Annotated in this window: 22 protein-coding genes; 14 read left to right on the plus strand and 8 right to left on the minus strand. The window is 29.9% G+C overall.

The genetic code is table 11. From position 1 onward, the window contains the following. Window positions 1–14: 14 nt before the first annotated feature. From KFE69_07765 to KFE69_07780, 4 genes are all read left to right on the plus strand, one after another. Window positions 15–1,517, plus strand: a complete 1,503-nt coding sequence (locus KFE69_07765; GenBank protein UTW41411.1) for a hypothetical protein — start codon at window positions 15–17, stop codon at window positions 1,515–1,517. Between the two features lie 25 nt (window positions 1,518–1,542). After that, window positions 1,543–2,124 (plus strand): hypothetical protein, encoded by a 582-nt coding sequence (locus tag KFE69_07770; GenBank protein ID UTW41412.1) that lies wholly within the window; start codon window positions 1,543–1,545, stop codon window positions 2,122–2,124. A gap of 172 nt (window positions 2,125–2,296) precedes the next feature. Continuing rightward, on the plus strand, window positions 2,297–4,075 hold the full coding sequence (locus tag KFE69_07775; protein ID UTW41413.1) for a hypothetical protein: 1,779 nt from the start codon (window positions 2,297–2,299) through the stop codon (window positions 4,073–4,075). A 179-nt stretch (window positions 4,076–4,254) separates the two neighbouring features. Then, window positions 4,255–4,464, plus strand: a complete 210-nt coding sequence (locus KFE69_07780) for a hypothetical protein (GenBank protein UTW41414.1) — start codon at window positions 4,255–4,257, stop codon at window positions 4,462–4,464. Window positions 4,465–4,554: 90 nt separating this feature from the next. Here KFE69_07780 and KFE69_07785 read toward each other — a convergent pair whose 3' ends face one another. Next, window positions 4,555–5,802, minus strand: a complete 1,248-nt coding sequence (locus KFE69_07785) for an extracellular solute-binding protein (GenBank protein UTW41415.1) — start codon at window positions 5,800–5,802, stop codon at window positions 4,555–4,557. Between the two features lie 117 nt (window positions 5,803–5,919). Here KFE69_07785 and rnhB point away from each other — a divergent pair, with 117 nt between their 5' ends. From rnhB to KFE69_07805, 4 genes are all read left to right on the plus strand, one after another. Beyond that, window positions 5,920–6,504, plus strand: a complete 585-nt coding sequence (gene rnhB / locus KFE69_07790; GenBank protein UTW41416.1) for a ribonuclease HII — start codon at window positions 5,920–5,922, stop codon at window positions 6,502–6,504. Between the two features lie 61 nt (window positions 6,505–6,565). Next, the gene (locus KFE69_07795) at window positions 6,566–8,065 is read left to right on the plus strand and encodes an acyl--CoA ligase (protein ID UTW41417.1); all 1,500 of its coding nucleotides are present in this window, start codon (window positions 6,566–6,568) and stop codon (window positions 8,063–8,065) included. Between the two features lie 7 nt (window positions 8,066–8,072). Next, the gene (gene pabB / locus KFE69_07800; GenBank protein ID UTW41418.1) at window positions 8,073–9,887 is read left to right on the plus strand and encodes an aminodeoxychorismate synthase component I; all 1,815 of its coding nucleotides are present in this window, start codon (window positions 8,073–8,075) and stop codon (window positions 9,885–9,887) included. Window positions 9,888–10,145: 258 nt separating this feature from the next. Continuing rightward, entirely contained in the window at window positions 10,146–11,603 is a 1,458-nt protein-coding gene (locus KFE69_07805; protein ID UTW41419.1) for a hypothetical protein, read from the plus strand. A 20-nt stretch (window positions 11,604–11,623) separates the two neighbouring features. Here KFE69_07805 and KFE69_07810 read toward each other — a convergent pair whose 3' ends face one another. Next, on the minus strand, window positions 11,624–12,508 hold the full coding sequence (locus KFE69_07810) for a LysR family transcriptional regulator (protein ID UTW41420.1): 885 nt from the start codon (window positions 12,506–12,508) through the stop codon (window positions 11,624–11,626). Between the two features lie 105 nt (window positions 12,509–12,613). Between KFE69_07810 and KFE69_07815 the strand changes: the two genes are divergently transcribed. Next, complete coding sequence (locus KFE69_07815) at window positions 12,614–13,816, plus strand: multidrug effflux MFS transporter (GenBank protein UTW41421.1); 1,203 nt, start codon at window positions 12,614–12,616, stop codon at window positions 13,814–13,816. A gap of 348 nt (window positions 13,817–14,164) precedes the next feature. On the opposite strand, the gene KFE69_07820 is transcribed toward KFE69_07815, so the two are convergent. Continuing rightward, a complete protein-coding gene (locus KFE69_07820; GenBank protein UTW41422.1) occupies window positions 14,165–14,497 on the minus strand; it encodes a hypothetical protein in 333 nt (110 codons plus the stop codon). 321 nt (window positions 14,498–14,818) lie between these two features. Between KFE69_07820 and KFE69_07825 the strand changes: the two genes are divergently transcribed. From KFE69_07825 to KFE69_07845, 5 genes are all read left to right on the plus strand, one after another. Continuing rightward, window positions 14,819–15,853 (plus strand): hypothetical protein, encoded by a 1,035-nt coding sequence (locus KFE69_07825; GenBank protein ID UTW41423.1) that lies wholly within the window; start codon window positions 14,819–14,821, stop codon window positions 15,851–15,853. A gap of 86 nt (window positions 15,854–15,939) precedes the next feature. Then, window positions 15,940–16,305, plus strand: a complete 366-nt coding sequence (locus KFE69_07830) for a dihydroneopterin aldolase (protein UTW41424.1) — start codon at window positions 15,940–15,942, stop codon at window positions 16,303–16,305. Window positions 16,306–16,308: 3 nt separating this feature from the next. Then, a complete protein-coding gene (folP, locus tag KFE69_07835) occupies window positions 16,309–17,652 on the plus strand; it encodes a dihydropteroate synthase (protein ID UTW41425.1) in 1,344 nt (447 codons plus the stop codon). A gap of 31 nt (window positions 17,653–17,683) precedes the next feature. Next, window positions 17,684–18,712, plus strand: a complete 1,029-nt coding sequence (locus KFE69_07840) for an AI-2E family transporter (protein UTW41426.1) — start codon at window positions 17,684–17,686, stop codon at window positions 18,710–18,712. 915 nt (window positions 18,713–19,627) lie between these two features. Then, window positions 19,628–20,857: a site-specific integrase gene (locus KFE69_07845; protein UTW44035.1), complete on the plus strand. Its 1,230-nt coding sequence runs from the start codon at window positions 19,628–19,630 to the stop codon at window positions 20,855–20,857. Between the two features lie 18 nt (window positions 20,858–20,875). Here KFE69_07845 and KFE69_07850 read toward each other — a convergent pair whose 3' ends face one another. From KFE69_07850 to KFE69_07870, 5 genes are all read right to left on the minus strand, one after another. Beyond that, complete coding sequence (locus KFE69_07850) at window positions 20,876–21,022, minus strand: hypothetical protein (protein UTW41427.1); 147 nt, start codon at window positions 21,020–21,022, stop codon at window positions 20,876–20,878. Beyond that, entirely contained in the window at window positions 21,006–21,269 is a 264-nt protein-coding gene (locus tag KFE69_07855) for a hypothetical protein (GenBank protein UTW41428.1), read from the minus strand. The genes KFE69_07850 and KFE69_07855 overlap by 17 nt, the downstream gene beginning before the upstream one ends. Before the next feature lie 159 nt (window positions 21,270–21,428). Then, entirely contained in the window at window positions 21,429–23,384 is a 1,956-nt protein-coding gene (locus tag KFE69_07860) for a hypothetical protein (protein UTW41429.1), read from the minus strand. Between the two features lie 603 nt (window positions 23,385–23,987). Continuing rightward, window positions 23,988–24,518, minus strand: a complete 531-nt coding sequence (locus tag KFE69_07865) for a hypothetical protein (protein UTW41430.1) — start codon at window positions 24,516–24,518, stop codon at window positions 23,988–23,990. 104 nt (window positions 24,519–24,622) lie between these two features. After that, window positions 24,623–26,059, minus strand: a complete 1,437-nt coding sequence (locus KFE69_07870; GenBank protein ID UTW41431.1) for an MFS transporter — start codon at window positions 26,057–26,059, stop codon at window positions 24,623–24,625. Window positions 26,060–26,072: the final 13 nt, after the last annotated feature.

Below are 26,072 nucleotides of genomic sequence, written 5' to 3' on the forward strand. Positions count from 1 at the left end.
ATGGAGTTATTCACATGAATCAGTTGGATATTACATTATTAATCATTGACCAATATATAAAACAGCAAGAAGCTAAAAAAAGTATTTCTAAATATTTTACAAATGAAATAGAACAAGCAAAGCTACTATCTGAAATATTGCAAGGTATGATTAAATCAAAATCAATCATATCAGAGTTTGATTTTGAACTCATCGAAGACCCAAATGAATTTGAAATTATTGAAATGCCTGAAGTTATCGATGATTTTGAACAAATTCAATTAAATACAAGCCAACATATAGATAACCTTAATCATATTAATGATTTTATAAATGGGTTTATTCAACGCAATACAAAATTAATGAAACAAGCATTAAAAAATTGTCGAATTGAAAAATCAATAGATTTTGAAGAGTTTATAATAAATAGTGAAAGTTTAAGAGTGGTAATTGAGTATACATTAACAGTTAAACAGTCTACAGCACCTGATAAGTATAATCATCAATCTAGTGCTTTTAATGAACAATTAGTTAAAAGAAAACTTCCTGACTTTGAAGACTCAGTTATCTTAGAGCCAACTAATAAAGGTGGCAAACAAAAATATTTTCAAGATGGATTTGTTTATGCCAGAAGTGAGGATATTGTTGAAGAATTTGAAAAAGAAGTGGCTTTAAAAGAGTATGTTACAGCAATTTTAGATCCAACTCATCAAGCATTTCTATTAGATAGAATGTCTTTCCAGGAACAAGATCCTAAATATCCGCTAAGAGCTAGAGTTTCAATATATGGCTTTGATAATGAGAACTATTTTGGTTTTGAAACCTTAGATCAATTTATGCAAAATACAGATAGGGGATATTCACCTCAACAAATTTTAGAAATTATACAACAAATCTTTGATATTATGTTTCACTTTTGGGTTTATGGTATTTCTCATCAAGATTTACATGCAGGTAATATTAAAATAATTCCTGATAATGCCTATGATGATGATCAAACTCATTTTAAAGTTAAAATATTTGATTTTGGTAATGCCGAGTTTAGCCCACAATTACCAAAACAAAAATTATTAATTGATTGGTTATACCTTTTAAAATCATCCTCTTTAACTTATTCAGATGAATTAGGTAGGACGGTAATGAGCTACCTACCATTTGAAAATGATGTTAGTAATAAACATTATCCAATTTTCAAATTACTACAGATTATAGATTATCAAGATACTTTAAAAACAATTTTTGAAAAACATAGTGACTTTTTTATTAATTCTCTTATATATGCTGACATATCTAATCCAGAAGCATTTAAATATTTATATGATAATTTTAAATATAGTTTATTTTACGAACTAGAAGAAAGCATTAAGCAACGTTATATTTCTATAGATGATGTTGAAGAAGATATTTTACTGATAAACCCTGCAATCGAAGTCATAGAAGATGATGAATATTCTCAAGTTACAAAACCAAAAAGCTTATTTTTCAAATCATTTAGTCAAAATCAGTCTAGCAAATTAATTGATTCAATTTATGAGTAGTTAGAAGATAAAAGGAGTTTCCAAAGTGTATAAAATTTTTGTTGAACATATAATTAATTATTTTGATCAAAATAATTTTGATACTTGTAAAGCAACAATAAATAGGGCGATAGAAAAAGCTGGTAATGAGCATTATGGATATGGTGTTATAAACTACTTTAATGGTAAAGCAAAGCAACAATACCAAAATGCGATTTTAATTTTATCTGAACTTGATGATGAAGAACAATATTACCAAGTACTTCTTAAAATATGTAATGATAATTATCAGAATGACCCAAGTAGCATTATTAGTAATTGGAATATCTCATCAGGTGCTTGGAATAGTTATAGTTCATTTAATACTAAAGTAATGAGATGTTTATTATTAGAAATGGGTATATTAGATATTTTATATGAGAGTGGTAGCCTATCATACGAAGATTCAGAAGCAGCTATAAATGAAAAAATAGAGGTATTTAGTAAAAAAACATTTCTTACGCTTATAAATCATTTTGGTCTACTAGCAGCTAATGAAGATGAAATTATTCTAGTTGAAAAAAAACCACCTTCGATGTTTGCTGAACACAACCATTCGCCAGAAATTATCTCTCGTGATTATGAATAAAAAGCTAAATTATTTCAAATTTCTTAATGATATCTAACTAAATTATATAAATATTTTTCAATTTATCTGATTATTATATTTCTGTCTATTTATTGATTGAGTTAATTATTAGTCTGATTATTGGTATTATTCAATTGTATTAAAATATCTTAATCTATAGAGGGTTGCATACATGAAAAATGTCATTATTGTTGGTTCTGGTCCAATCGGTCTTTATAATGCATTAAAACTTTCCCAAATTAAAAGAAAATATAATTTGGATATTAATATCGCTGTTGTTGATGCGCGTGCTGGTGAATATGAACGATCAAGAATAGTTGCAAAAAGTGTTGCAATTGAGATTGAACAAGGACTTGGTCTTAATCTTAAAGGTTTAAGAAGTGCAGATGACATTGGTAATGCAATCTATATTCAAGATATTGAAAAAGCACTTTATACGCTAGCTTTAAAAGAAGGTGTTAATTTTGAAAAGGCCAACTTTAAAACTTTTGATTCAGGTAATATAACTGTTGAAACGAAAAGTCCAAAAATACAAAAAACATTAGCAAGTGATTTAGTTTTAGACTGTACTGGCTCTAGTCGGGCAGTTGTTCAAGAAGTTAATAAATTAACAAATAATCAGTCTTTTAGTGTCAGTCCTATTGGTAATAATCCAATTAAAAACCACTTTTCAGCCTATGTAATAATGACTGAAGATCAAGTTGAGCTAATGTATATACCAAAAGAAAAAGATCCAGTTAAGCATGCGTTAGCCATGGCAACTTTACGTAAAAAATATGGTTGGGAATATTTCTCAGAACCATTTTTTGAAATGAGAACATTAGATATTGGTGAAGGTAAAAAGCGTGTATATTTATACTATGAAATTCCTGAAAATTTAGCAAATAAGTCATTAGAAGTTAAAAAAGAGTATTTAAAAGATTTACTTAATTTAAAAATGCAACAACCTGATATTCAATTTGAACTGGAAGATAGTAAATATAGCTTTGGTGAATTTCCCGTTGATCCTCATAAAGTAGATGAATTAGGATTTAGTGGTAATAGTGAAATTCCAGCAGTTTATCCATGCGGTGATGCTCAAGTTGAACCAGATTATCGATTAGGAGTTGGTATTAGGAGCGGGGCAATGAGAGCAAATGCATTGTGGAACTCTATTCAATTAACACATGATCGTGGTATTAAAATTAATGATGGGCAATATGCCTATAACATAGGACAAGCTTTGAGTTGGCATGTGTCAAATTTAGAAAGTGACTATAGACATAGACAATCAACTTTAATCTCAGATCTTTCAATTGCTTTAGATGAACAGCTAGTTGCTTTAAAAATGCTAAGTGAAGGTGAACAAAACCCTTTAACAGAACAATATAAGTCAACCATTAAACAATCCATCTCAGAGTTAGCTAATGAATTAAAATTGCTAGGAGATAAAGCATTTAAAGGTATTTCACCCTATACAAATAAAAATGTTGCACAGTACTTTAATCATTATAATGATGCGTTAAAAGCTTATGAAGCATTAGATGATTTTGATAATCAAATAAAATTAAACTCAAATATGGCAATTTATAGTAAAGTTGAAAAAAATTATACTCAAACATTAAAATATACGCAAGAAGCTTTAGAGTTAAATCAATTGAAAACAACACCTGAAAATGTTCAAATAATGAATAAAGTTTTATATAGCCAAGCCTTTGCTTTATCTAAAATAGTATTTAGTCAAATTAAATCTGATCACAAAGATGTACATGATAATTTTGCTTTATTAGTAGATACAGCAACTAAATTAGAAGAAAGGTTAGGAACACAAAATAAATTTGTCAAACAAATAAATGCATATAAATCAAAATTAACAGAACAAATGCCTAAAAAGAATGAACCTATTTTACTATTTTCTAGTACTGATAGAGAACCAGTAATACAACCTCAAACTAAAGTTGTAAATTTGTAGATTTAACAAATACCGTAATCTAACGGATGACCAAATACTATATTTGGTTATAATATATTTCATTTGGTTTTATGGTGAATAATCAATAAATGAAAACTTTAACAATAATTTTTATATATGTATTATCTTTATTTAAGAGCCTTATATTCTTAGGTATTATGCTTTTAGGTTTATTGTCAATGATCTACTTTAACTATTATCCAGATGAGTTTACACCATCAATAGGATTAATATGGCTTTTACGTATTATGAGCATTATTGTTGTTGCTATTATAATTTATAATATTATCAATGGATATTCATTTTCATCTTATTCATCAATAAGAAAGGTAGCTGTTGTATGTGGTATATCTCTCATTGTTTATCAAGTTTTAATGTCTGTGTTTTAGCTGTTTTTGGTTATAGCAAAATGGAAAAACCACTAAAATGTAGAGCAACTAAGAATGAAGTTATTATTAAATTATAGTTTTTAAATAGCTTTATTTGTTATCTTCCAATTCAACACCATATTTAACAGCAAACCAATCTCGTGAGATTTCATCTTTTAATTTTCCTGAAGGTAATGGAACAATATAAAGCTTTTTAATCATTTCATCTGTTGGTGAGATATCAGAAGAAGCTAACTCTTTTCGCATATAAGGTTCAGAACCATTAACACCATTGGGCTGAAATAAAAAATTACTATTAGTAGCATTAACCCTAGGGTTTAACATATAGTTTAAAAATACATAAGCATTTTCTAGATTAGGTGCGCCTTTAGGAATAGCTAGTGTATCAAACCAAATAGGGGCGCCACTTTTTGGCAATACATAACGAACATCTAAATTAGGGTTAGCACTTTGACCGATATGATTAGCGCGTAAGATATCACCAGAATAACCCATAGATAAACATAAATTACCACTGGCTAAATCATTTTCATATAAGTTCGTATCAATATAAGTTAAATATGGGCGTACATTTTTAACGAGATAATCAGTAGCTTCTCGATAGTCTTGTGGATTTTTAGAGTGTGGGTTTTTACCTAAGTACTCTAATGTTGCAGCAAATACATATTCAGGTGAATCAATTAGTGCAACACCACAGCGATGTAACTTTTTTAAATATTTAGGATTAAAGAGGATATTCCAATCATCTATTTTAACATGATCACCTAAGTATTTTTTAACAAGTTTAGCATTATAACCAATACCAATTGTGCCGTAACTATAAGCTAAAACATATTGATTACCTGGGTCTAATTCAGCCATTTTTTTATAAACAGCTTTATTAATATATTGATAATTAGGTAATTTTGATTTATCGAGTTTTTCTAATGCACCTGCTTTAATTTCGTTTTGAACATAATTTAACTCAGGCACGATAACATCATAACCTGAACTGCCACCAGAAGTTATCTTAGTCATTAACATATCATTATCAGTAAAGTAGCTATTAACAATATGAATACCAGTTAACTTACTAAAGCAATTAAAAATTGCAGGTGATCCATTTTCAGTCCAATTAGAAAAAGTAATTTTGCCGTGGCTTTGGCCATTGGCATGTAAAGTTAAGCCTTTTTTATAAATATCACAATTATGTGTATTGGTTAAATATTCTGTATGTGAAATACTATCATCACTATTATCAGAATCAGTTTTATCTGAGCACCCCCCAAGCGTCATTGATACTAAACTAATCACTGTTAATAACTTTATTGATCTTTTATATGTTTTAAGTGAAATCATTCTAAATACCATCGAATAAATTCTTATCCACTTTGTGCTTGTGAATATTAGTCTTAGTCGAATATTATATCAAGATGAAAATGATACAAAGTTTAATTAAAGGAATAAGGTAAATCAATGTCAGATTTGATCAATCATACAACCAATAGATTAATCGCAGGAGTAGATGAAGCAGGTAGGGGACCTTTAGTTGGTTCTGTTGTTGCAGCAGCAGTAATTTTAGATCCTAATAATCCAATTGAAGGATTAGCTGATTCTAAAAAATTAACTGAAAAAAAACGCCAAAAACTAGCCATTGAAATTAAAGAAAAAAGCTTAAGTTATGCGATTGCAGAAGCAACAGAAGCTGAAATTGATGAAATTAATATTTTAAATGCTGCACTTTTGGCAATGAAACGAGCAACAGAACGGTTAAATAAACAACCTGATTTTGTTTTTGTTGATGGTAATAAATTACCCAACTGGCAGTATGCTTCTGAAGCAGTAATAAAAGGAGATAGTAAAATTCAAGCAATTAGTGCTGCATCTATTCTTGCAAAAGTACACCGTGATAATATGATGATTCAACTAGATGAACTTTATCCTCAATATGGGTTTAAACAGCATAAAGGTTATCCAACCAAAGCACATATAGAAGCAATTACAACCTATGGTATTTTAAAAGAACATCGAAAGAGTTTTAAACCGATTAGAGATTTTTAAAGCATCTTTTGATAAAATGCTCAAATCCTGAAATTTCTAATTGCTATAAATGGATAGAAAAATGCACAAAAATTTATTTAATGCCATTAAAAATTATGGCAATGCAATTGCAATTTATGATCAAGGAATTGGTTATTCATTTAATTATTTATTAAGTCTAAGTGGCGCATTAGCAGACTATTTAAAACAAAATAATATAAACCAAGGCGATAAAGTATTTATTCATTTGGAAAATCGAATTGAAACGATAGTTAGTTATTTAGCATGCTGGATTAATGGTAGTATTGCATGCCCATTAAATTATCGACTTAAGCCATTTGAAATTAAATCAATTTTTAAAACTGCATCACCAGATATAGTGATTACAGATAATCATAAACAAAAGGTGATTAATTCAGAAATAAGTGATATTAATATTCAGACAGCTGAATCTATTTTTCCAGAAATTGAATGTATAGCAACTTCAATTGATATAGATGATCAAGTAAATTATGACTATAGAGTAGAAGATGTTGCATGTATTCATTTTACTTCTGGTACAACCGGGTTTCATAAAGCAGTAGCACATAGCTTTCAACAAATTAATGATTATGCTTTTGAGCGCATTGATGATATGGGCTATGATCAAAATGACCGTTTATTAGTCTGCTTATCTTTAATGCATGCATTTTCGTTTTCTTATCAGTTAATTCCTGCACTAGTAATGGGCATTCCTTGTATTTTAGTGCCTAGATTTGATGAAAAGAACATCATTGATATCGCCAATCAATATCAGGCTACTTCAATTAGTTTATTACCAGCCCAATGTTATTATTTAAGTCGTTATGCAAATGAACATAACCAATCAATTACAAGTTTAACTGACTGTATTTCAGCTGGTGATGCATTACCGTTAGCAATTGCAGAAGCATTCGCAGAAACGTTTAATCAAATTATACCGAGACAAGGGCTTGGTATGACAGAATGCTTTGGTTATACCATTAATTCTAAAGAAGATAATCGAAGTCATACATCTGGCCAAAGTTTAGTTGGCGTTAAGTTATTCATTAAAAAATTAGACCAATCAGATAATTCTGGAGAAATCTATATCCACTCAACAGGTAATATGTTGGGTTATTATTCAGATGAAAAAGGCGTATTTGATAAACCTAAGTCATTTGGTATTAAAAGTGGTGATTTAGCATTAGTTGATGATGATGGCTTTGTACATTTTAAAGGTCGTCTACGTCATATGATTGTGCGAGATGGTTCCAATATCATGCCATTAGAAATTGAAAATGTCATTTATCAGCATCCAAGTATTTTAGAAGCAGCTGTCACAGGTGTCGATCATCCAATTCATGGTCAAGTTATACATCTATCAATTACTAGTCATAATGCTAGTTTGACAGAAGCTGCAGTCAAAGCATTTATTAGAGAGTATTTAGCAGATTATAAGGTACCTGAAGTGATTGATTTTTATCCTGAATTACCTAAAAATGCTACTGGTAAAATTGATAGAGATGCATTGAAGCAAGATATTAAACAAATATTATCATCAGAAGTTTGCGAAGTGGAATAGTTAATTAATGGATACAAGTTCATTTGCTTTATTATATGATGCAAAATTAAAAGAAAATAATATTTTATATTTTGATCAACTGGTTACAGAAGTTATCTGTTACCAAGAAAGTGACTTACTACAAGCTATTGATAAAGTAGAAACTTATCAGAAACAAGGCTTTTATACAGTTGGTTGTATCAATTTTGAAACAGGTTATTTATTAGATGATGCATTCAAATCACATTATCGTAAAAGCCAATTCCCATTATTAGCATTTAAAATATTTAAAAAACTTACCTATTTATCAAAACTTGATTTAGTTACATTTTTAAGCAAATTTGATTTTAATGAATCTGCTTTTATTTATGATTTTAATTTAATTGATGACTATAAAAACTATCAAAAACAATTTAAAAAAGTTCAAAATGCTTTACAAATAGGTGAAACTTATCAGATTAATTTAACTTCAAAATATAAATTTAAATTTCAAGGCTGTGCTTTAGATTTTTATTTTAAACTAATTCAGCAACAATCAGCTTCATATTGTACCTATATTGAATTTGATCACTGGCAAGTCTTATCAATTTCACCTGAGCTATTTTTTAAGAAAGAAAATGATACATTAACTTGTAAGCCAATGAAAGGAACAGTTAAACGTCATAGTGATCCTGAAACTGACAATCAAAATAAGCTATTTTTGGCCAATGATTTAAAGAATAAAACTGAGAATGTTATTATTGTTGATTTATTACGTAATGACTTAGCCACAATTTCTGAAGTAGGTAGTGTAAGAGTCCCTAAATTATTTGAAATCGAAACTTTTGAAACAGTTTATCAAATGACATCAACTGTTCAGTCAACAATAAAACAATCTTCAAGTCTAAAGCAATTATTTAGTAGACTTTTTCCTTGTGGTTCAATTACAGGTGCACCAAAAGTTAGTACCATGAAGCATATTGCTGAGATAGAGACTGAAGCTAGAAACCTTTATACCGGTAGTATTGGCTATATTAAGCCTAATGGCGATATGTGTTTTAATGTTTCTATCCGTACTTTATTAATAGATAAAAAAACAAGACAAGGTGAATTAGGTGCTGGTGGTGGAATCACTATATCATCAGAGGTAAAAGATGAGTGGGATGAATTACAATTAAAAGCTAATTTTGTTAGACAAGTTAAAAAACCATTCGATTTGATTGAATGTCTACTCTACAAAGATGGATCCTATCAATATATAGAAAAACATTTAAATCGCATTGAAAAATCAGCTCAATGTTTTAACTTCTTTTTTGATCGTTATCAGTTGTTAGACCAACTAATGGATTTAACTGCAAACTTACAAGTCAGTAAAGCTTATAAAGTTAAAGCTGTCCTTTCAGGATGCGGCAAAACCTCGCTTACTTTTAGTGAAGCACTGCCAATCAAACAACCTATAAAATTGGTTATTGCCAAAGAGCATATTGATTCAACAAATATCCTATTTCAACATAAAACAACGGATCAGTCTGTACGTGGATTTTATAATGATATCGTAGCAAAATATCGACAGAGTACGAACTGCTTTGATGTGATTTTTATTAATGATAAAGGCTTTGTTACTGAAACAAGCACTTTTAATTTGATTGTTAAGATCAATGAGCAGTTATATACGCCTAAAGTAGACAGTGGTTTATTACCAGGAATTGGCAGAGAAGTTTTACTTGAAAGCGGTAAAGTAATTGAAAAAAATATTTCAGAAATTGAGCTACTAAATTCAGATATGATTTATGTTGTAAATTCAATTCGTAGTTTAATGGAGGTTGAATTAATAAAAACAACTGAACATGAAGATTATTCTTAGAAAAATAAAATATTACAAAACATAACTATCAATAATCAGATATATAAAGGTAAATTATTAGACCACTATGTCACAAATAATAAATTACAACTCAATAATATAATTAACTTTTAAATAATAGTGAAATTTCAATTAATAAATGAATATAAATATATTTATATATTTCAAAATATATAATTACTTTAACATTAGATATTTGCATGACAGCTAGCTATGTGTGATTATAAAACATAATCGAACATTATAGAGGGTTGCACAATGAATATTATTCCAGCGATGAAAGCATTAGGATACCATCCAGATGATGATGGTGTTTGTTATGGTATTTCACATATGGGAACACAGGCATTATTACGGGGTGATTTTGCTACATTTCAAAAACGCATGAAACTAATACACTCATTAACAAAAACTGAGTTATTAAATAAAATTGTAAAAGCTGAAACTAAAAGGTTTTTAAAACAGCCATTAAGTAAAAAAGATAATTTATTACTCTCTATTAAACCATTTTTTGATGGTATTAGTGTATATCAAAATGATTTTAATGATACAGATATAGCCGTTAAGAAAAATATACATCCTATGTTTGACAAACAAGATTACCATGTAGGTAATCAATTATATAATGGCGATTCTAGTGAGGGTGTTTATACAGCAGCTAAAGCACTTAAAGTATTTAATAAACAAAGCCTTGCTAAATTTTTTACATTAAATGAAACTGATATGCTAGAAGCACATATGGAACCTGAGCCAAGTGTTGATGGCTATGAAAGAATTGGTGGTGAGAAAAAAGATGTATTGGTTTATAACATTGGTAATAAAGACCATATTGTCACAGTTGCATTTGATCAAAAGCAATGGCATTTAATTGATCACGATACAGTTTGGTCAGGAACAGATAAAAATATCTTAGCAAAAAAAGTTATAGAGTCACTTCAAGAAGGTAGGTCTAGGGATATTGTCGTTTATATGGAAGAGAATACTTCAAAATCAACAGATCATAAAAAATTAGCAGTTGAACACCCTGAGATTTCAACAACTAAATCTGCTCGAGAAGCTGGCAAATTATTAAGTATGGCAGCAAATGAAAAAATGTATGATATAGCTAGTAAATATCTTACAGATATAATAGCCAAATATAAGTCTGATAGAAATTTTCATCATGCTATAGGTTCTAATTCGAAAGTAGTAGATCACTTTTTTTATAAAATGTTAACTACTGGAGATCATAAAACATTACAAGCTTATGTAAGTAAAGTAAATGCTTCCTTTAGTTTTGATTATGATGATAAGCAAGCTATATTTAATCCAAAATCTACAGCTATAAGAACTAAAGCAATTTATAATGCATTAAATAATAATTATGATCAGGCGCTTAAAGCCTATTTGGATGGTATTAATCAATCTTGTTTATCACTGAAGCAGAGACAAACACAAATATTAGCTTCATTTTCAAGTAGTGATATTGTTGAATTATTTAATACTTCAAAAGTAAATAGCAAAACAATGGCCGTATCTGTCGATGCATTATCTAAATTACAATTAACAATGGAGCAACGAGAGCAATTACCACAACAATTAAAAGAGGCATTACCTCCAATACCAGTAAGCAATAAAAATCCTGGTTATGGTACATTTACAACTCAGCCACCCAAAATATTTGCTTCCGCACCAAAGTCAGAAGAAGTTGTAGATCGTAGTGTATACTACTTATAAAACTGATCTCTATCAGCTTATTAATCTTTATATTTAGTTAAAACTTTCTTAAAAAAATCTATAAATACTGACACTTTAGGCGATTGAATTAATTTTCCTTGATAAACTGCGTACATTGGTATGTCATCAGGCATATAATTATCTAAAACAGGTATTAATTGATCATGTTGAATTTCAGATGCAATAACAAACTCAGGTAGATATACTAAACCTAATCCAGATAATGCAAGATTTTTTAAATCAAGGCTTGTACTTGCTTGTAGATTACCATTAATAGGTATAAATTCACTTTTTTCATTTATTACAAATCGCCAAGTTTTATTATAGTTATAACAGTGATCAATACAATTATGCTCAGATAAGTCAGTTGGATGTTTTGGTATTGAATAAGCATCAAAATAAGATTTTGTTGCACATAAGACTTTTCTCCAGTTGGTAATAAATGTATAATTCAATCTGCTGTCAGGCAGAGGCGAACAATGAATTACGACGTCAAACTGTTCTCCTATCATATTAGATAAGTGATTACCACTATATAATTGAATGGTTAATTCTGGATAAGCTTGAGTAAACTCTTGAATATGCTGTGTTATATGCTGATACGCAATTGAATTAGGAATACCAACTTTAAGATTACCACAAATTATTTTATTTTGATTACTAACATCTTGTATTACTGACTGCCAATGCTTTAATAACCCTGGAGCATTATCTAATAATTGATGGCCTGATTGTGTTAATACCAACGATCGAGTATTACGTTTGAATAAAATGACATCAAGTTCACTTTCTAAACGTTCAATTCGACGTGATATCATTGACACCGACAAGCCCAAAGTTTGAGCTGCTTTGGTAAAACTGCCTTTATGGACAACTGTAAGGAAAGTTTGTAATAAAGTAATCATTATTGCATTATATGCAAAAGTAATTTGAATGTAAACGCTATTATACATATACATTCAAAGTGCTATTATTTTAATTAAATGAAAAAATAATTAATAAGGTCAATTATGTCTACACGAAAACCATTATCTTCTCGTTCTGTTGTTATGGTTATTTTAATCATTGCACCACAGATTTTTAGCTTTGCATTTGCTTTGGATATTTATGTACCAAGCATTCCAATTATTAAAGAATATTTTAATGCAAGTCAAATCTCAGTTCAGCTAACTGTTAGTTTATTTCTACTAATGACTGGTTTAGGGCAGTTGTTTATGGGACCTTTAAGTGACCAGATTGGTCGGCGTAAAATTGTTTTAACAAGTATTATTATATTTATAATAGGTTCAATTATTTGTACTGTCGCAAATAATATTGAAGTTTTAATTATAGGACGTATAGTTCAAGCATTTGGTGCTTGTGGCATGATGGTTTCAGCTTTTGCTATGGTTAGAGACTTATTTGATGGTGATGATTGTGCAAAAATATATAGTTTTTTAAATTCAACTATTGCATTATCGCCTTTAGTTGCACCTGTTATCGGTGGATATCTTGAAGTTTGGATTAATTGGCGTGCATCATTTGCTGTGTTAGCTATTTTAAGTTGTTTAATTTTAGCTTCAGCATTACTTAATATTAATGAAACTCTGCCTTCTGAACGCCGTAATAAAATAAGTCGAGGCCTATTAAAACAATATGTAACTGTTTTAAAAAGTAGAACTTTTTTAATCTATACATTCTGTGCTGCAGCTGGATTTGCAGGATTTTTAACATTTTTCTCATCTTCATCGTATATTATTATCTCTTTATTAAAAATCCCAGTTGATCATTTTGGCTTTTATTTTGCAGCAATTGGTATTGTATTTTTTATCGGTAGTTTTATCAGTGGTTATTGTGCAAAACGTTTTAGAACTTACACTACTGTTGCAATTGGCGCAGTGTTAATGGCAATAAGTGGCCTTGTAATGTTATACTGGTATTATAGTTTTGGTCTAACTATTTGGGGCTTTATGGGTCCAATGATGATTATGGGCATCGGCGGTGCAATGCTAATGGGTGGTGGAGCAGGTGGGGCGATTGAACCTTTTGGTGAAATGGCTGGTACTGCATCAGCTGTTTTTGGTAGTTTTGAATTTGTATTTGCTTTTATTGTTTCAACAGTAGTTTTAGAGTGGAAAGTTGAAAGTACAATCCCATTAGCTATAACTTTATTAGTTTTTGGCTTAATTGCAGTTATATTGTGTCTTTTTAATCAAAAAGTTATGAGAAGATAATAGAGAGTTTACATTTTAACTGTTATGCATCAAAAAAAACTCTGACAAATATATGATATAAATTGCATGGCTATTATCTCACATATTTATACGAATTATCCTATATACCAAATTTTAAGGTTATGTGACAATAACATTGCAACCCCCTAGGAAAGAGCGAGGAATTCTTAAAGGATAAGGATACAATCAGCAAGGATGTTGATCGCTCTTACCATATTGCATTCGATTATAATTCATTTTTTAAATTAATCACTAATGTTATAGCAAGTATTTTAGATTATTATCTTTAATATTTATAGACTACGTATTAACTTACTTTTTGGCCTAGTGTATGCGTAAAATCTGATATTATGCTACATCAACAAAGAAAAATGCCATTGTAGCTATACTGGCTATTGTTAGAACTGTTCCAAGTATGTATTTACCTTTGTTTTTAGGTTTATAGACAGTATCATTTGCAATCTTATTATCAGGGAAAAGCGGTTTTTCATTCATTAATCCAGCGTCATAACCATCAAGCCAGTATTGATATTGCTTTGTATTTTCAGGGTATGGATTGTGAAGTTCAGCATCAATGATGGAGTGCTTACTTTTTTCATATCCTTCCATCCATGATGTTTCAAGATCAACATTTGCTTGAGTAGCCAAAATTAGTTTTGAGCTATGATATATATTACCCATAATCTTGTCCTCCATTCTAAAATATAGCACTTAATTATATAAATGTTAGATTACAAAGAAATGAGATGCTCATTTTTTTTGCATCCTTTAAGAAGTTAAGCAAAAAGTACTATATAAAAGAAAAAGCAAATTTTAAAATTGCTGAGGTTATTGGTAAACATCCTAAAGTAGTTTTTGAATAAAACCATATAGACTAATTAATTTTCTGTGCTTTTTAAAGCCATCTTATTTTTTTTGTTACAAATTTATATCACATAAATTTGCAAAATAAGTAACTTAGCTCTAATCTTCATTTGGTTGTGTATTGTAGGAGATTTAGCTATGGGAAGAAAGGTTGCTTACTTCATTTTGCGTGGAACAGGCATGGGCGAATATGAAGATTCTCTCTATAAAATTTATCTAAGTGCGTTAAGTGAAGCAGGGGAGAAGCATTGCTTTATTTATAAGGGCCCTGGGACTTATCAAAATCAATCAGGTTGGTTAGGGTGGGTCTTACCAGTAGAATGGTATCACTATAGTATGTCTTATCTAGGTACAATAACTGGCTCACATGGTCCTAATAATTGGCATGATAATATAAAAGATGCCATTGATAAAATTAAACAAATGGATCCATTACCGGATGAATTATATTTTGCAGGTCATAGCCGGGGTGCTATTACAGCTTTTATGTTAGCAAATGAGTTAGCCAAAGATAAAGGTCTAAAACATATTAAAATAACTATTGCTGGTTTTGACCCTGTAGCAGGTATCAGCGGTCGTTATAGTCAAGACCAAATCACATTAACTGATAATGTTAAATCATGTCATATTTTTTTGGCTTCTCAATGCAGCTTAGTTGGTTTTACTTCAATTGTTCCTTCAGTATTAAAAGATACTGAATTAAAAGTTTATAAAGTACCAACACATCATAATGGCGTTATCGGATTAGATATTGGATGGAATGTATTGAGTCATGCCTCATTAGATTCTGATAGTGCACAATTATGCTTGGATTACACATTAAAACAGTTTAATTTGAATCATCAACCTAAACCTTTATATAGACAACCATCAGAGCAAGATTTATCAGAGTTATCAAAAGGGCCAAATAAGTTACCATATTATAAAAGAGTTTATATGCACAAAGATTCTCAGACAGTTATATTAAAAAACTCTGAAATTGAATTTTTATCTAAAGAGCACCTTAAGCATGAAAAGAGAGTTATGCAAATACATAGTGAAATTGAACAACATAACTCTAATCACTCACAAAAAACTAAAGTAGTAGATATAGAAGATTTAGATTTTTTATTTTATGAGTCTGAAACATTAACTTCTTCTACTTCAGATTTACAAGTTGAATATGAAAACTAACATTATAACTATGGTGTTGCTTAATTATTTGTTACTATCAGCCTAATTGGCTTTTAAAAAGAAAATACTTTAAGCAAAGGATTATAATGAAAATTTCAACATCATTACATATCGATGGTTGTGAGCTATATGCTTACTTAGGCGCAACTGGTACTGAACGAGATTTACAACAACGTGTGTTAGTTAATATTGAGTTATCATTTCCAAGTCTAATTAAAGCTTGCCAAAGTGATGAATTAGAAGATACGATTTGTTATAAAACACTAAGAGATTTATTACAAAATGCTTTAAATGAGCGTGCATTTAATCTTATTGAACATTTAGGCTGGTTTTTAACAGACACTGTGTTAACTCATTATCCAGAAGTAACCATTCATCGATTAGAATTAGTTAAATATCCACCAACATCTCATATTAATGAAGCAAAATTTATCATGACTGCTGAGGCATAAATGATGGCAAACTATGTATTAGGACTTGGTAGTAATTTAAATAATCCATTAGTTCAGTTAAGAAAAGCTATTACTTATATAAAAGACAGTGATATTGATATTCTAGGCTATTCATCAATTTATGCTTCTGAAGCATTAATGCCTGAAAATGCGCCACTAAGTTGGAATTTAGCTTATCTAAATGCTGCTATTTTAATTCAAACTTCACTATCACCCAATAAGTTATTAATCAAAATCAAGCAGATTGAAACACGAATGGGTAGGGCAGAAGCACATGAATTTTGGTCCCCGCGTGTGATTGATATTGATATTTTATGCTCAGACTATTTAAGCTTATCAACTGATGAATTAACCATTCCACATAAAGAACTTTTAAATCGTTCTTTTGCTCTACAACCACTTTTAGATGTTTTACCTAATTGGCATCATCCAAAATTTCTTGAAATTGATTTATATGAACATATAAAGTCTCTTAAACCATTTCAAAAAATTCAACAATTATTATTTGGCCCTGAGATTATGGGAATTTTAAATGTTACGCCTGATTCATTCTCTGATGGTGGTTTATATGATAATTCAATTAACCATGCCATAGAACATTTCAATCATTTAATAGATAGTGGTGCACATATTATTGATATTGGTGCTGAATCCACTTCATTAAAAGCAGCTAAAAAGCCGATGAATCATTTAACTGAATGGCAACGTTTAGAGCCACTACTTGATGCATTAAAAAATCATCTAAATAATCAAGTGATCAAACCTATTATTAGTATTGATAGCCATCGAATAGAAACAATTGAAAAACTTGTTTGTTATGACTATATCACAATCATTAATGATGTCATGGGAACTCAATTAGATGAAAAGATTGATATTCTAAAATCCAATCCACACTTAAAATATATTATTATGGATAATTGGAGAGGGCCTTTAGCAAAAATTGGAATTAGTGAAAATAACGATTATGATAGGGTGATGGCATTTGCTCAATATCAAATTGAATATTTACTTTCAAAAGGAGTTAATCAATCACAACTGATATTTGATCCTGGCTTTGGTTTTGCAAAATCATCACAAACTGTAAAATATCTAACCAATCGCATTCACTCAATGAAAGCATCACTAAATGTGCCAATTTTAATCGGACATTCGCGCAAACAATCTATTGTTAATCCAATTAAAATGTTATCTGCTAAATTCAATAAATTACATAACTATGATCCAACAGACTTAGAAACCAGTATTTTATCATTTCACTTTATTCAAATGGGAGCAGACATATTAAGAGTGCACGAGGTTGAATTTTCCCAAAGAGCGTCCATAATCAGTAGTTTCTATCAGTAATAAATTTTAGATAAAGGGAATTTTAAAACGAATGAATAAGCAATATTTAACAATGATAACAGCTTTCGTTATTATTATTGCAGGATTATGGGTTATATGGCCATTTTGGCATGCATTTGTTTGGGCTGGTATTATTGCAATTGGTGTATGGCCATTATATAAACGTTGGTACAAACTCTTAGGTCAGCGTGCTATTTTAGCTTCATTATCGTTCACTATATTAGTGGCAATAATAATTATTTTACCCATTTTATGGGTAGGATCATTAGCTGGAAGTGAAATCGCGGCTTTAATGAGCTTTTTAAAGTCAGCTCATACCAATCAAACTCCAGCACCTGACTGGTTGGTTTCAATACCATTTGTTGGTAAATATATGAGTTCTTTTTGGCAGCAATATATTTTGACTGGTCATTCTATAACAAATCTTATTGCAAATTTAGATTTACCAATCTCACAAGCAGGCGTTATTTTAGGAAGTGCAGTTAGATATTCTGTTATTTTCTTTTTTACTTTGTTATGTTTGTTTTTTGGCTTAAAAGATGCACCTGAAATTATTCAGAAAATAGAAATTTTAGGTGAAAATCGTGTTTCTTTATGGCAAGGATACCTTGAAAGGACACCAAAAGTGATTCGAGGGGTAATTGATAGCTTTGTAATCATTGGTCTAATTACAGGTATTATCATGGGCATATTATATTATGCACTAGATATTCCCATTCCTGTGATTTTAGCGGTACTTACTGCATTAGTCACAGTAATTCCATTTGCACTAATTATATTATTAGTTGGTATTGCTATTGTTGTTGCAGCTCAAGGAATGGTTATAGCAGGTATTACTGTTTTTATTGTCGGCATTGTTATTAATCTTGTTACGGATCATTGGGTTAGACCATATATCGTTGGTAGAGCTGTTAGAATGCACTTTTTAGCAACGTTATTTGGTGCACTTGGTGGTTTAGAGGTATTAGGGTTTATTGGTCTATTTTTAGGTCCAGTAATTGTCTCTTTAGCGCTATTGGTATGGGATGAAATATTAATTGGGCATTTAGATTCAAAATAGTTTATACAGTAACTATATGATATATATGAATTAAATTTGAAATGATTTATAGTTATTGTTTATTTGATTATTTTCATATTGCATTTCAACCTAACTATGCCTATAATGATTAAATATATGAAGCATATATTCATATAATTAGACTTTAAAGTGATTATATTTAACTAAATATATATTATTTTAATAAAAAATGAATAAAAGTAATAAATTTTGGTTTAAAAAAATTTGATTATATGTATAATAGCTTTAATAGTTTTATGGCATAACAAATTTGAATGTAGTTATTTAATTATAATTAGATTCTATATGGTTGAACTGTTCAGTTTTAAAAACTAAGTGTTTTTAAAACAATAAATTGAATATAACCTTCTGATTTTAAATAAATTATAAGGTTAAAAATTTGGGGATTTTTTGCGTAAAAAATAATCAAGTTTCAATTTTTTAGAACAGTTATATGAAAAATTTGTAATGTTTTACGTAGTTATTACGGTATGAAAACGTGATAGGCTACATTAAAATTTAACACGATCTATGATAATTAGGCATCTTATTGTTATAGATAAATGGTTAAACACTAAAGTTCGCATAATATATATTATGTTAAATTTTAGATTAACCATAAGCTAAAAGACTCCTACTTCTTGTAGTTTTTGATTAGCTTTAAGATGTTAATAAGTGCCGTTATGAATAATTTCGGGGTTTGAAACTTAAAAGCTTGACTTGATCTTTAAATTTTTAAAGCTCAGGTTAAAAATATAAGAAAAATGCAGTATGTATCAATTTTCTTTAGTTTAGCTTAAAGTGTCCGGTTATATATATAACCGATCATTTTGCTTAGAAAATTTTGGCTAATGCATTGATTTTGTTTAACTTCCTAGATTTATGGTGGGGAAAATGAAACAGGATAACGTAACAATGTCTAAAAAAATACCATTGGCTTTATTTGACACGATGGAAAATATTGAACAAGTTAGAAATGACTTAAAACCTAGCTTATATAATGGGTTTAATCAAGCTGACTTCGAACACGCTTATAGTTTTTTAAAGAATTATACAGGTAGCCGTGGCACTTATAATTCATACCGTCGTGAAATTGAACGTCTTTTACACTGGTGCTGGTTAATTGCTGATAAATCATTACCTGAATTACAACAAGAAGATATTGAAGCGTTTATCGAGTTTTGTAAGGCACCACCTGAAAACTGGATTAGCATTAAAAAAGCACCTCGTTTTACTAATGTAGATGGTGAAAGAATGCCAAATACACACTGGCGCCCTTTTGTTGTCACTGTTAGTAAATCAGCATATCGTCGTGGTCAACGCCCTAATGTTGATAAATTTGAGTTATCTCAAGGCGCTGTTAAAGAATTATTTGCTATCTTAAGTAGCTTTTATAATTATTTACTACAAAAACATTATGTATTTTCAAATCCAATTACTTTAATTCGTCAGAAAAGTAAATTTTTAGTTAATACACAAGCTACTACGAAGGTAAGAAAATTATCTGATCTTCAATGGCAGTATGTTATTAAAACAGCAAATGACATTGCTTTTGAAAATCCAACAATTCATGAGCGTTCATATTTTGTTATGTCTGCACTTTACTCAATGTATTTGCGTATTTCTGAATTAGTTGCTACAAGCCGTTGGACACCGACTATGAATGATTTCCAACGTGATGATGATGGTAATTGGTGGTTTATTACTTTAGGTAAAGGTAATAAAACGCGTCAAATCGCCGTTAGTGATGCAATGTTAGAAGCATTAAAGCGCTGGAGACGTTATTTAGGTTTGCCTGGCTTACCAACTGCTAATGACACTACCCCATTAATTCCAAAATTAAGAGGTCGTGGTCCGGTAACTACAACGACACATATTCGTCGTATTGTACAACATTGCTTTGATAAAGCATCAGTTGCACTAGCTAATGATGGCTTTAATGATGAATCTGAGAGTTTATTAGAAGCAACCGTTCATTGGTTACGTCATACAGGTATTTCTAATGATATTAAACATCGTCCACGTGATCATGTTCGTGATGATGCAGGTCATAGTACGAGTGCATTAACTGATCGTTATATCAATATTGAATTACGTGAACGTCATAGCTCTGCTAAAAGTAAATTAATACTAGAAGAAGTATAAATTTACTTTACTTTTTACTTATAATTCGTTCATTTCAATATTAAGATGACCCTCTTTATCAACAAATTTTTTCATTTCATACATAGGGAACTCTTCTATTTTTTCAGCTCGCTTAGTAGCTCTTCGTTGAGAAGCACTTCTAGCTTTATCATATGGATCTAGCATATGCTCTAATCCCCTTCTCTACGTTATAAAATTTTAATTTTGAGATTTCATATTCTTCTTGAAAAAAGGACTCTACCTTATCAAGAACTTCTTCAACATCATAATTACCTGAATATTGTATTGCAGAGCGATTAGGATCAAAAATTACAAGAGATGAGTCATCATGATAAAACAAAACTGCATGGCCTGGTTTTTTATCAGGTGCACATAAGCCAACAATATATACCCCCTTCTCTTGTGAATCCATATAATGCTTTAAGCCATTTTTCAAGTCGCCAAGTTCATAATTTTTTATCACACCTGTTATTTAAAGATATGGAATTTCTTTAATTTATGGTTTATATATAACTAGTTTTTAAATTAATAAGAACATCTGTTTGTCCTATGACATGTTGATATTCTATAGCTAAATAGCTACAAGCCCATATCTCTGATCATAAGCTCTTTGATCATGTGGTGAATTATGTCTATTTGCAACTAAAGCTTGTTCTTGCATATGTAAAAATAATGAGTCAGGTTGAGCTAATAGTTTTGGCAATTGCATTTCTTGCTCATGAGTATGAACATGTTGTTTTTCTACTGCAATTGCAGTTGTTATGTAGTTTGATAATAACTGTGATCCTATTGCATTTAATTGTTGATTCATACCAACTGTCGATGCTAACTCATTTACTGCTAAAAATAAAAATAAACTGGTAGATAAAAAAGTTTGTGATGTATCACACCTTTGTATTGCCTCACCTAAATCTTCTATTAACTGTTTAATTGACCTTAAAGCATCAACTTTAGAAATTGTTTCTATTTCAGGTAACTGAACCTCGTGTAATTGATTTATTTGAACATAATCAATAAAATCAGTTAAATCACTTATCATCTTCTCTATTTGACTAGATGATAGTAAATCATCAACACTTGGTTGAGATAACCTATCACTCCATAATTCAACCGTTTCATTTAATCTTTCTACTTTCATTTCTCGAATTCTATTTCTAGCCCATTTTCTAATTTCTTCATGCGCATCTTCATATAAAATTAGATCTAATGGCCCATGCTTATCGATCATCATCATCTTTTTCAATTGTTGTTGAAATTCTATTTTATCTAAGTCATCACCTAAATTTAAATAACCCTGTTGACGTTTTACATCTTCGACTGTTGGTGCTTTTGTTACCGCATACTTCCAATCTTCTAATTCTTGATAATCTAATTGGCGATTTGATTGTTCTATAATTTCACACGATACTTCATCAGATTGAAGGTCATCAACTTTTTGAGCGATTATTGTAGCATTACTTTTTAATGATGTTAAAAATATTTCTTCAGAATGTGTATTGCCAAATAAATGCCTATTTAATGTATCTGTTTGATCAAAAACATCTAAATATTGTGCATCAACAAATTGCCCAGGATTATCATATGCACTATGTAACGCTAATATCATACAACTACGTGAATACCCTGCTTCAGTACGGTAGCGATGATGCACTAAAGATCCTGCAGCAAATACTGTTGTTAGTGGTTTATCTGGATGTGTTACCTCAACTACTTGTGGATTAAGTGTATCTGTAACTTGACGTTGAATATCAAATACATTACCAACGGAATCCTCTGTAATAAAGATAGAGCCGTTTTCTGTCGACCAGGCTTGTCCATCTTTATCAACTAAACAATTTCTTGATGCATGATGCGTCCCTGGAATAACAACAAAATTCTGTCCCTTAGGCCCACTAACTTTACCTTTTTCCCAAGTAACAATAATTTTGTACTCATCATTAAAAGGTGTATTATCAATATGCAGCATATTATCTTGCGCTTTGATTGACATTGGTTCTGCATTTTTTGCTCTTGCATCAACAAGTCTAACAGGTGCACCAATTTGATAGGATACTAATGCAATTAATAAGGGATGCATAAAAGCATTATTAAAACCACTATTACCTAAATAATCTAAGTGATTGGCAAGATTAACATAAGAATGTATCCAGCTTTTATTACCATGCGTTTCTAATAAATGATCATAGTGATCTACAAGATCTTTAAAGGCATCTTGATTAATTAAGTCAGCAAAAATCATAGCTCCTTTTTGGTGTAGGCCATCAGCCATAATTAGAAAATTATCTAAATATTTTTCTGCTATCTCATCATCATATAATTCATTCCATTGATCATATAAACTATCAATTAATTTTTTTCTAAATTCATCTTTAGATTCCATATGCCTATATTTTTTATACGCTTGAGGTTTATTTATCTTATCAACGGTTACTAATTCAGGCGTAATTTTTCTAGAGAGATTTGCTCTTTGTAGCATTAGTTCATTTGCCTGACTATCTGTAATAGAAAGGTTCAATTTAAATTTCATAACTAAATAAACTCCAGTTTAATATCTGTTTATTAAGTCCATTATATTTGTAATCAGTCATATAAAAATTCATTTGATAGCAAATATACCTAAAAACTGAAACTTATAAGTCTAATCTATGATTATTTAAAATTACCAAATTGAGAGTTGATTTTAGTTTATATTGTTGAGTTATAGTTGTTTTATTTATGAATTAAATTATATTTGTGAAAACCATATTTTGAAATAAAATTGAATTAAGCAATACTTTCTAGAGTAGATGATTGATTAACAGTATAATGTCCTTGAGAGAATGGGGATGGGACTATACTTTTATCAGAAGATACCACTGAGCAAATAACTTTTCTGTATTTTTCAAATTCAACACAAATATCATTAAATGCCTCCTCATGATGATTTAATTGTTCATCTTTAGCTGCAAATAAGTAATGGTTAAATCAAGAAACTAAAAATATTCAAAAAACCAACCAAGCATTAACAGATAAATTTGCACAATTAAATCATCATGAAAAAGGCATTATTAAAAATATTTTAGAATTTAGTTCGCCATCACACCTTAAATTTTTTGAATATCAAACTAAATTAAATAAACAGAAAGAAAACTTAAAATTGCTCACTAACCTGTAATTCTTGAAGAATTGGTTTGCCAAGCTTTTTAGGTGTCATTTTATAAAATTTTATATTAGATGGTTCCATTTTAAGATCAATTTGAACATTACTTAAAGATTCTTGTGGTTGACAATAAATACGACTACCCTTCTCTTCAGTTAGAGGGTCACGCCATAGTATGCCAATACAACGTTTATTTTGTCGTGGTAAATCACGAACAACAATAACAGCTTTGTTTAATAGTTTGACTTTATATATGTTATTATGCATTTGGCTTTTGCTACACGTTGGCTTAAGCTGAACTTTTGTTATGTCATTACTAGCAATATTTAAGATATTCATTTCTTTATCATTTTTAATCTGCCAACACTCTGTTTTCTCAATTGCATAATATGATTGAGGATTATTATTATTAAAATAAAGTGTTAGCTCAGTATTATGATTTGATTGAGCAAAAACAACACTACTTGTTAACAAAAATGCACTCGAGACTGTTAATATCGTTTTACCAAGTATTTTTTTCATAAAAGCTTCTTTTTTTACCGCCTATATAAAGTATAGTATAAAGAAACATTATTAAATACAAATTTTTACAGCACAAAATAATCAGAATTATTGATAAAAATTCACTAACTTGCTGTCAATTGATGAATAACTTTCGGTGCACGAATCGTATAAGTAAGCATGCATAATACGCCTAAGCTACTAACTAGCATATAAATACAATAGGAATAATCTGGTAATGCGGTATTCCAATTAAGTTCAAAGTGACCGCTTGAAGCAATTAATACAGATGCAATAATAGCAACAGCAAAACTACTACCTAGTTGGATAATAGCACTATTAATTGTTGTTCCTGCAGATACACTTTCTTCATCTAAGCCTTTATAAACCCCGGTATTTGTGATTGTAATAAAACCACTGATTGCCCAACCTATGATAAATCCAAGAATAATAAAGGTAATTAAATTAAAATAAAGAAAGTTTAGTGCTAACAATAAATTAATACAAAATATCAAGGTTAATAAGATAATCATAAATCGCTTGTATAACCATCGAGTTAACAGTGGTTTAATCGTCCGTTTAGCAATCCAACTACCAATAACTACAGGAAACATAACCATACCTGAGTCAAAAGCTGAAAAGCCATGTTTTGTCTGTAAATATAATGGAAATAAGAAATTAAATCCCATTAAGAATAATCTAAGTAAAACATTCATATTTGCAAAAAATCTAAATAATGGATCTTTAAATAATCTGATATCAACAATAGGGTTTTCTTTTTTCAGTGCATAAAAAACATAGCTAGTCATTAATATAATACTAATAAATATAGCAATAACCTTTAGCTTCCAGCTAATACTTGGTTCAACTAATGTATCCATAACAAATAACATTAAAGCTAATGATATGCTTAGCATTAAGAAGCCGAATAAGTCAAATTTAGTTTTTAAAGGCTGCCTTAGTTTTGGAAAAAATCGATGTAAAGCCCAAATTGCAAATAGTCCAATTGGCACATTAATAAAAAATATAACTCGCCAATTTAACCATGTTGTAATTGCTCCCCCAACAATAGGGCCTAATAGTGGTCCGATAATAACAATTGTTGCAATAAAAGACAGTGCTGATACTAATTTATGTGGAAAGAGCCTAACCATAATTAATCGCCCTATTGGCATAGCAAATGCACCAAATACCCCTTGAAATGCTCTTGCAACAACAAGACTTACTTCTCCGTGAGCCATTCCACAAGCAACTGAAGATAAAACAAAGCCTAATGTTGCTAAAGATAAAACTCTAATAACACCAAAGCGATCAGCCATCCAGGCAGCACAAGGAATGAACATACCTAAAGTTAATAAATAAATTGTAATGGCAACTTTTAACTGAATCGGGTTAATTTTAAAATCAAATGCTATTTGGGGCAGTGCTGTATTTAGGACACTGGTATCAATTAACTCCATTATCATAATAAAGCAAATGGTTAATAAAATAAGCTTCTCTTTTGCATCAAAAGTTGGAATTTTATTATTTTTAGTTTTTTCATTTTTAATCGTTTCTGACATAAATACCCCCTGC

The organism is bacterium SCSIO 12844, assembly GCA_024397935.1.
In the GTDB taxonomy this organism is placed as follows: Bacteria; Pseudomonadota; Gammaproteobacteria; order Francisellales; family Francisellaceae; genus M0027.

Excerpts from the sequence above, each read along its gene's own strand:
- KFE69_07765 (UTW41411.1), top strand. The coding sequence starts at position 15 with ATGAATCAGTTGGATATTACATTATTAATCATTGACCAATATATAAAA.
- KFE69_07775 (UTW41413.1), top strand. The coding sequence starts at position 2,297 with ATGAAAAATGTCATTATTGTTGGTTCTGGTCCAATCGGTCTTTATAAT.
- KFE69_07780 (UTW41414.1), top strand. The coding sequence starts at position 4,255 with ATGATCTACTTTAACTATTATCCAGATGAGTTTACACCATCAATAGGA.
- KFE69_07785 (UTW41415.1), bottom strand. The coding sequence starts at position 5,802 with ATGATTTCACTTAAAACATATAAAAGATCAATAAAGTTATTAACAGTG.
- rnhB (UTW41416.1), top strand. The coding sequence starts at position 5,920 with ATGTCAGATTTGATCAATCATACAACCAATAGATTAATCGCAGGAGTA.
- KFE69_07795 (UTW41417.1), top strand. The coding sequence starts at position 6,566 with ATGCACAAAAATTTATTTAATGCCATTAAAAATTATGGCAATGCAATT.
- pabB (UTW41418.1), top strand. The coding sequence starts at position 8,073 with ATGGATACAAGTTCATTTGCTTTATTATATGATGCAAAATTAAAAGAA.
- KFE69_07805 (UTW41419.1), top strand. The coding sequence starts at position 10,146 with ATGAATATTATTCCAGCGATGAAAGCATTAGGATACCATCCAGATGAT.
- KFE69_07810 (UTW41420.1), bottom strand. The coding sequence starts at position 12,508 with ATGATTACTTTATTACAAACTTTCCTTACAGTTGTCCATAAAGGCAGT.
- KFE69_07815 (UTW41421.1), top strand. The coding sequence starts at position 12,614 with ATGTCTACACGAAAACCATTATCTTCTCGTTCTGTTGTTATGGTTATT.
- KFE69_07820 (UTW41422.1), bottom strand. The coding sequence starts at position 14,497 with ATGGGTAATATATATCATAGCTCAAAACTAATTTTGGCTACTCAAGCA.
- KFE69_07825 (UTW41423.1), top strand. The coding sequence starts at position 14,819 with ATGGGAAGAAAGGTTGCTTACTTCATTTTGCGTGGAACAGGCATGGGC.
- KFE69_07830 (UTW41424.1), top strand. The coding sequence starts at position 15,940 with ATGAAAATTTCAACATCATTACATATCGATGGTTGTGAGCTATATGCT.
- folP (UTW41425.1), top strand. The coding sequence starts at position 16,309 with ATGGCAAACTATGTATTAGGACTTGGTAGTAATTTAAATAATCCATTA.
- KFE69_07840 (UTW41426.1), top strand. The coding sequence starts at position 17,684 with ATGAATAAGCAATATTTAACAATGATAACAGCTTTCGTTATTATTATT.
- KFE69_07845 (UTW44035.1), top strand. The coding sequence starts at position 19,628 with ATGTCTAAAAAAATACCATTGGCTTTATTTGACACGATGGAAAATATT.
- KFE69_07850 (UTW41427.1), bottom strand. The coding sequence starts at position 21,022 with ATGCTAGATCCATATGATAAAGCTAGAAGTGCTTCTCAACGAAGAGCT.
- KFE69_07855 (UTW41428.1), bottom strand. The coding sequence starts at position 21,269 with ATGGATTCACAAGAGAAGGGGGTATATATTGTTGGCTTATGTGCACCT.
- KFE69_07860 (UTW41429.1), bottom strand. The coding sequence starts at position 23,384 with ATGAAATTTAAATTGAACCTTTCTATTACAGATAGTCAGGCAAATGAA.
- KFE69_07865 (UTW41430.1), bottom strand. The coding sequence starts at position 24,518 with ATGAAAAAAATACTTGGTAAAACGATATTAACAGTCTCGAGTGCATTT.
- KFE69_07870 (UTW41431.1), bottom strand. The coding sequence starts at position 26,059 with ATGTCAGAAACGATTAAAAATGAAAAAACTAAAAATAATAAAATTCCA.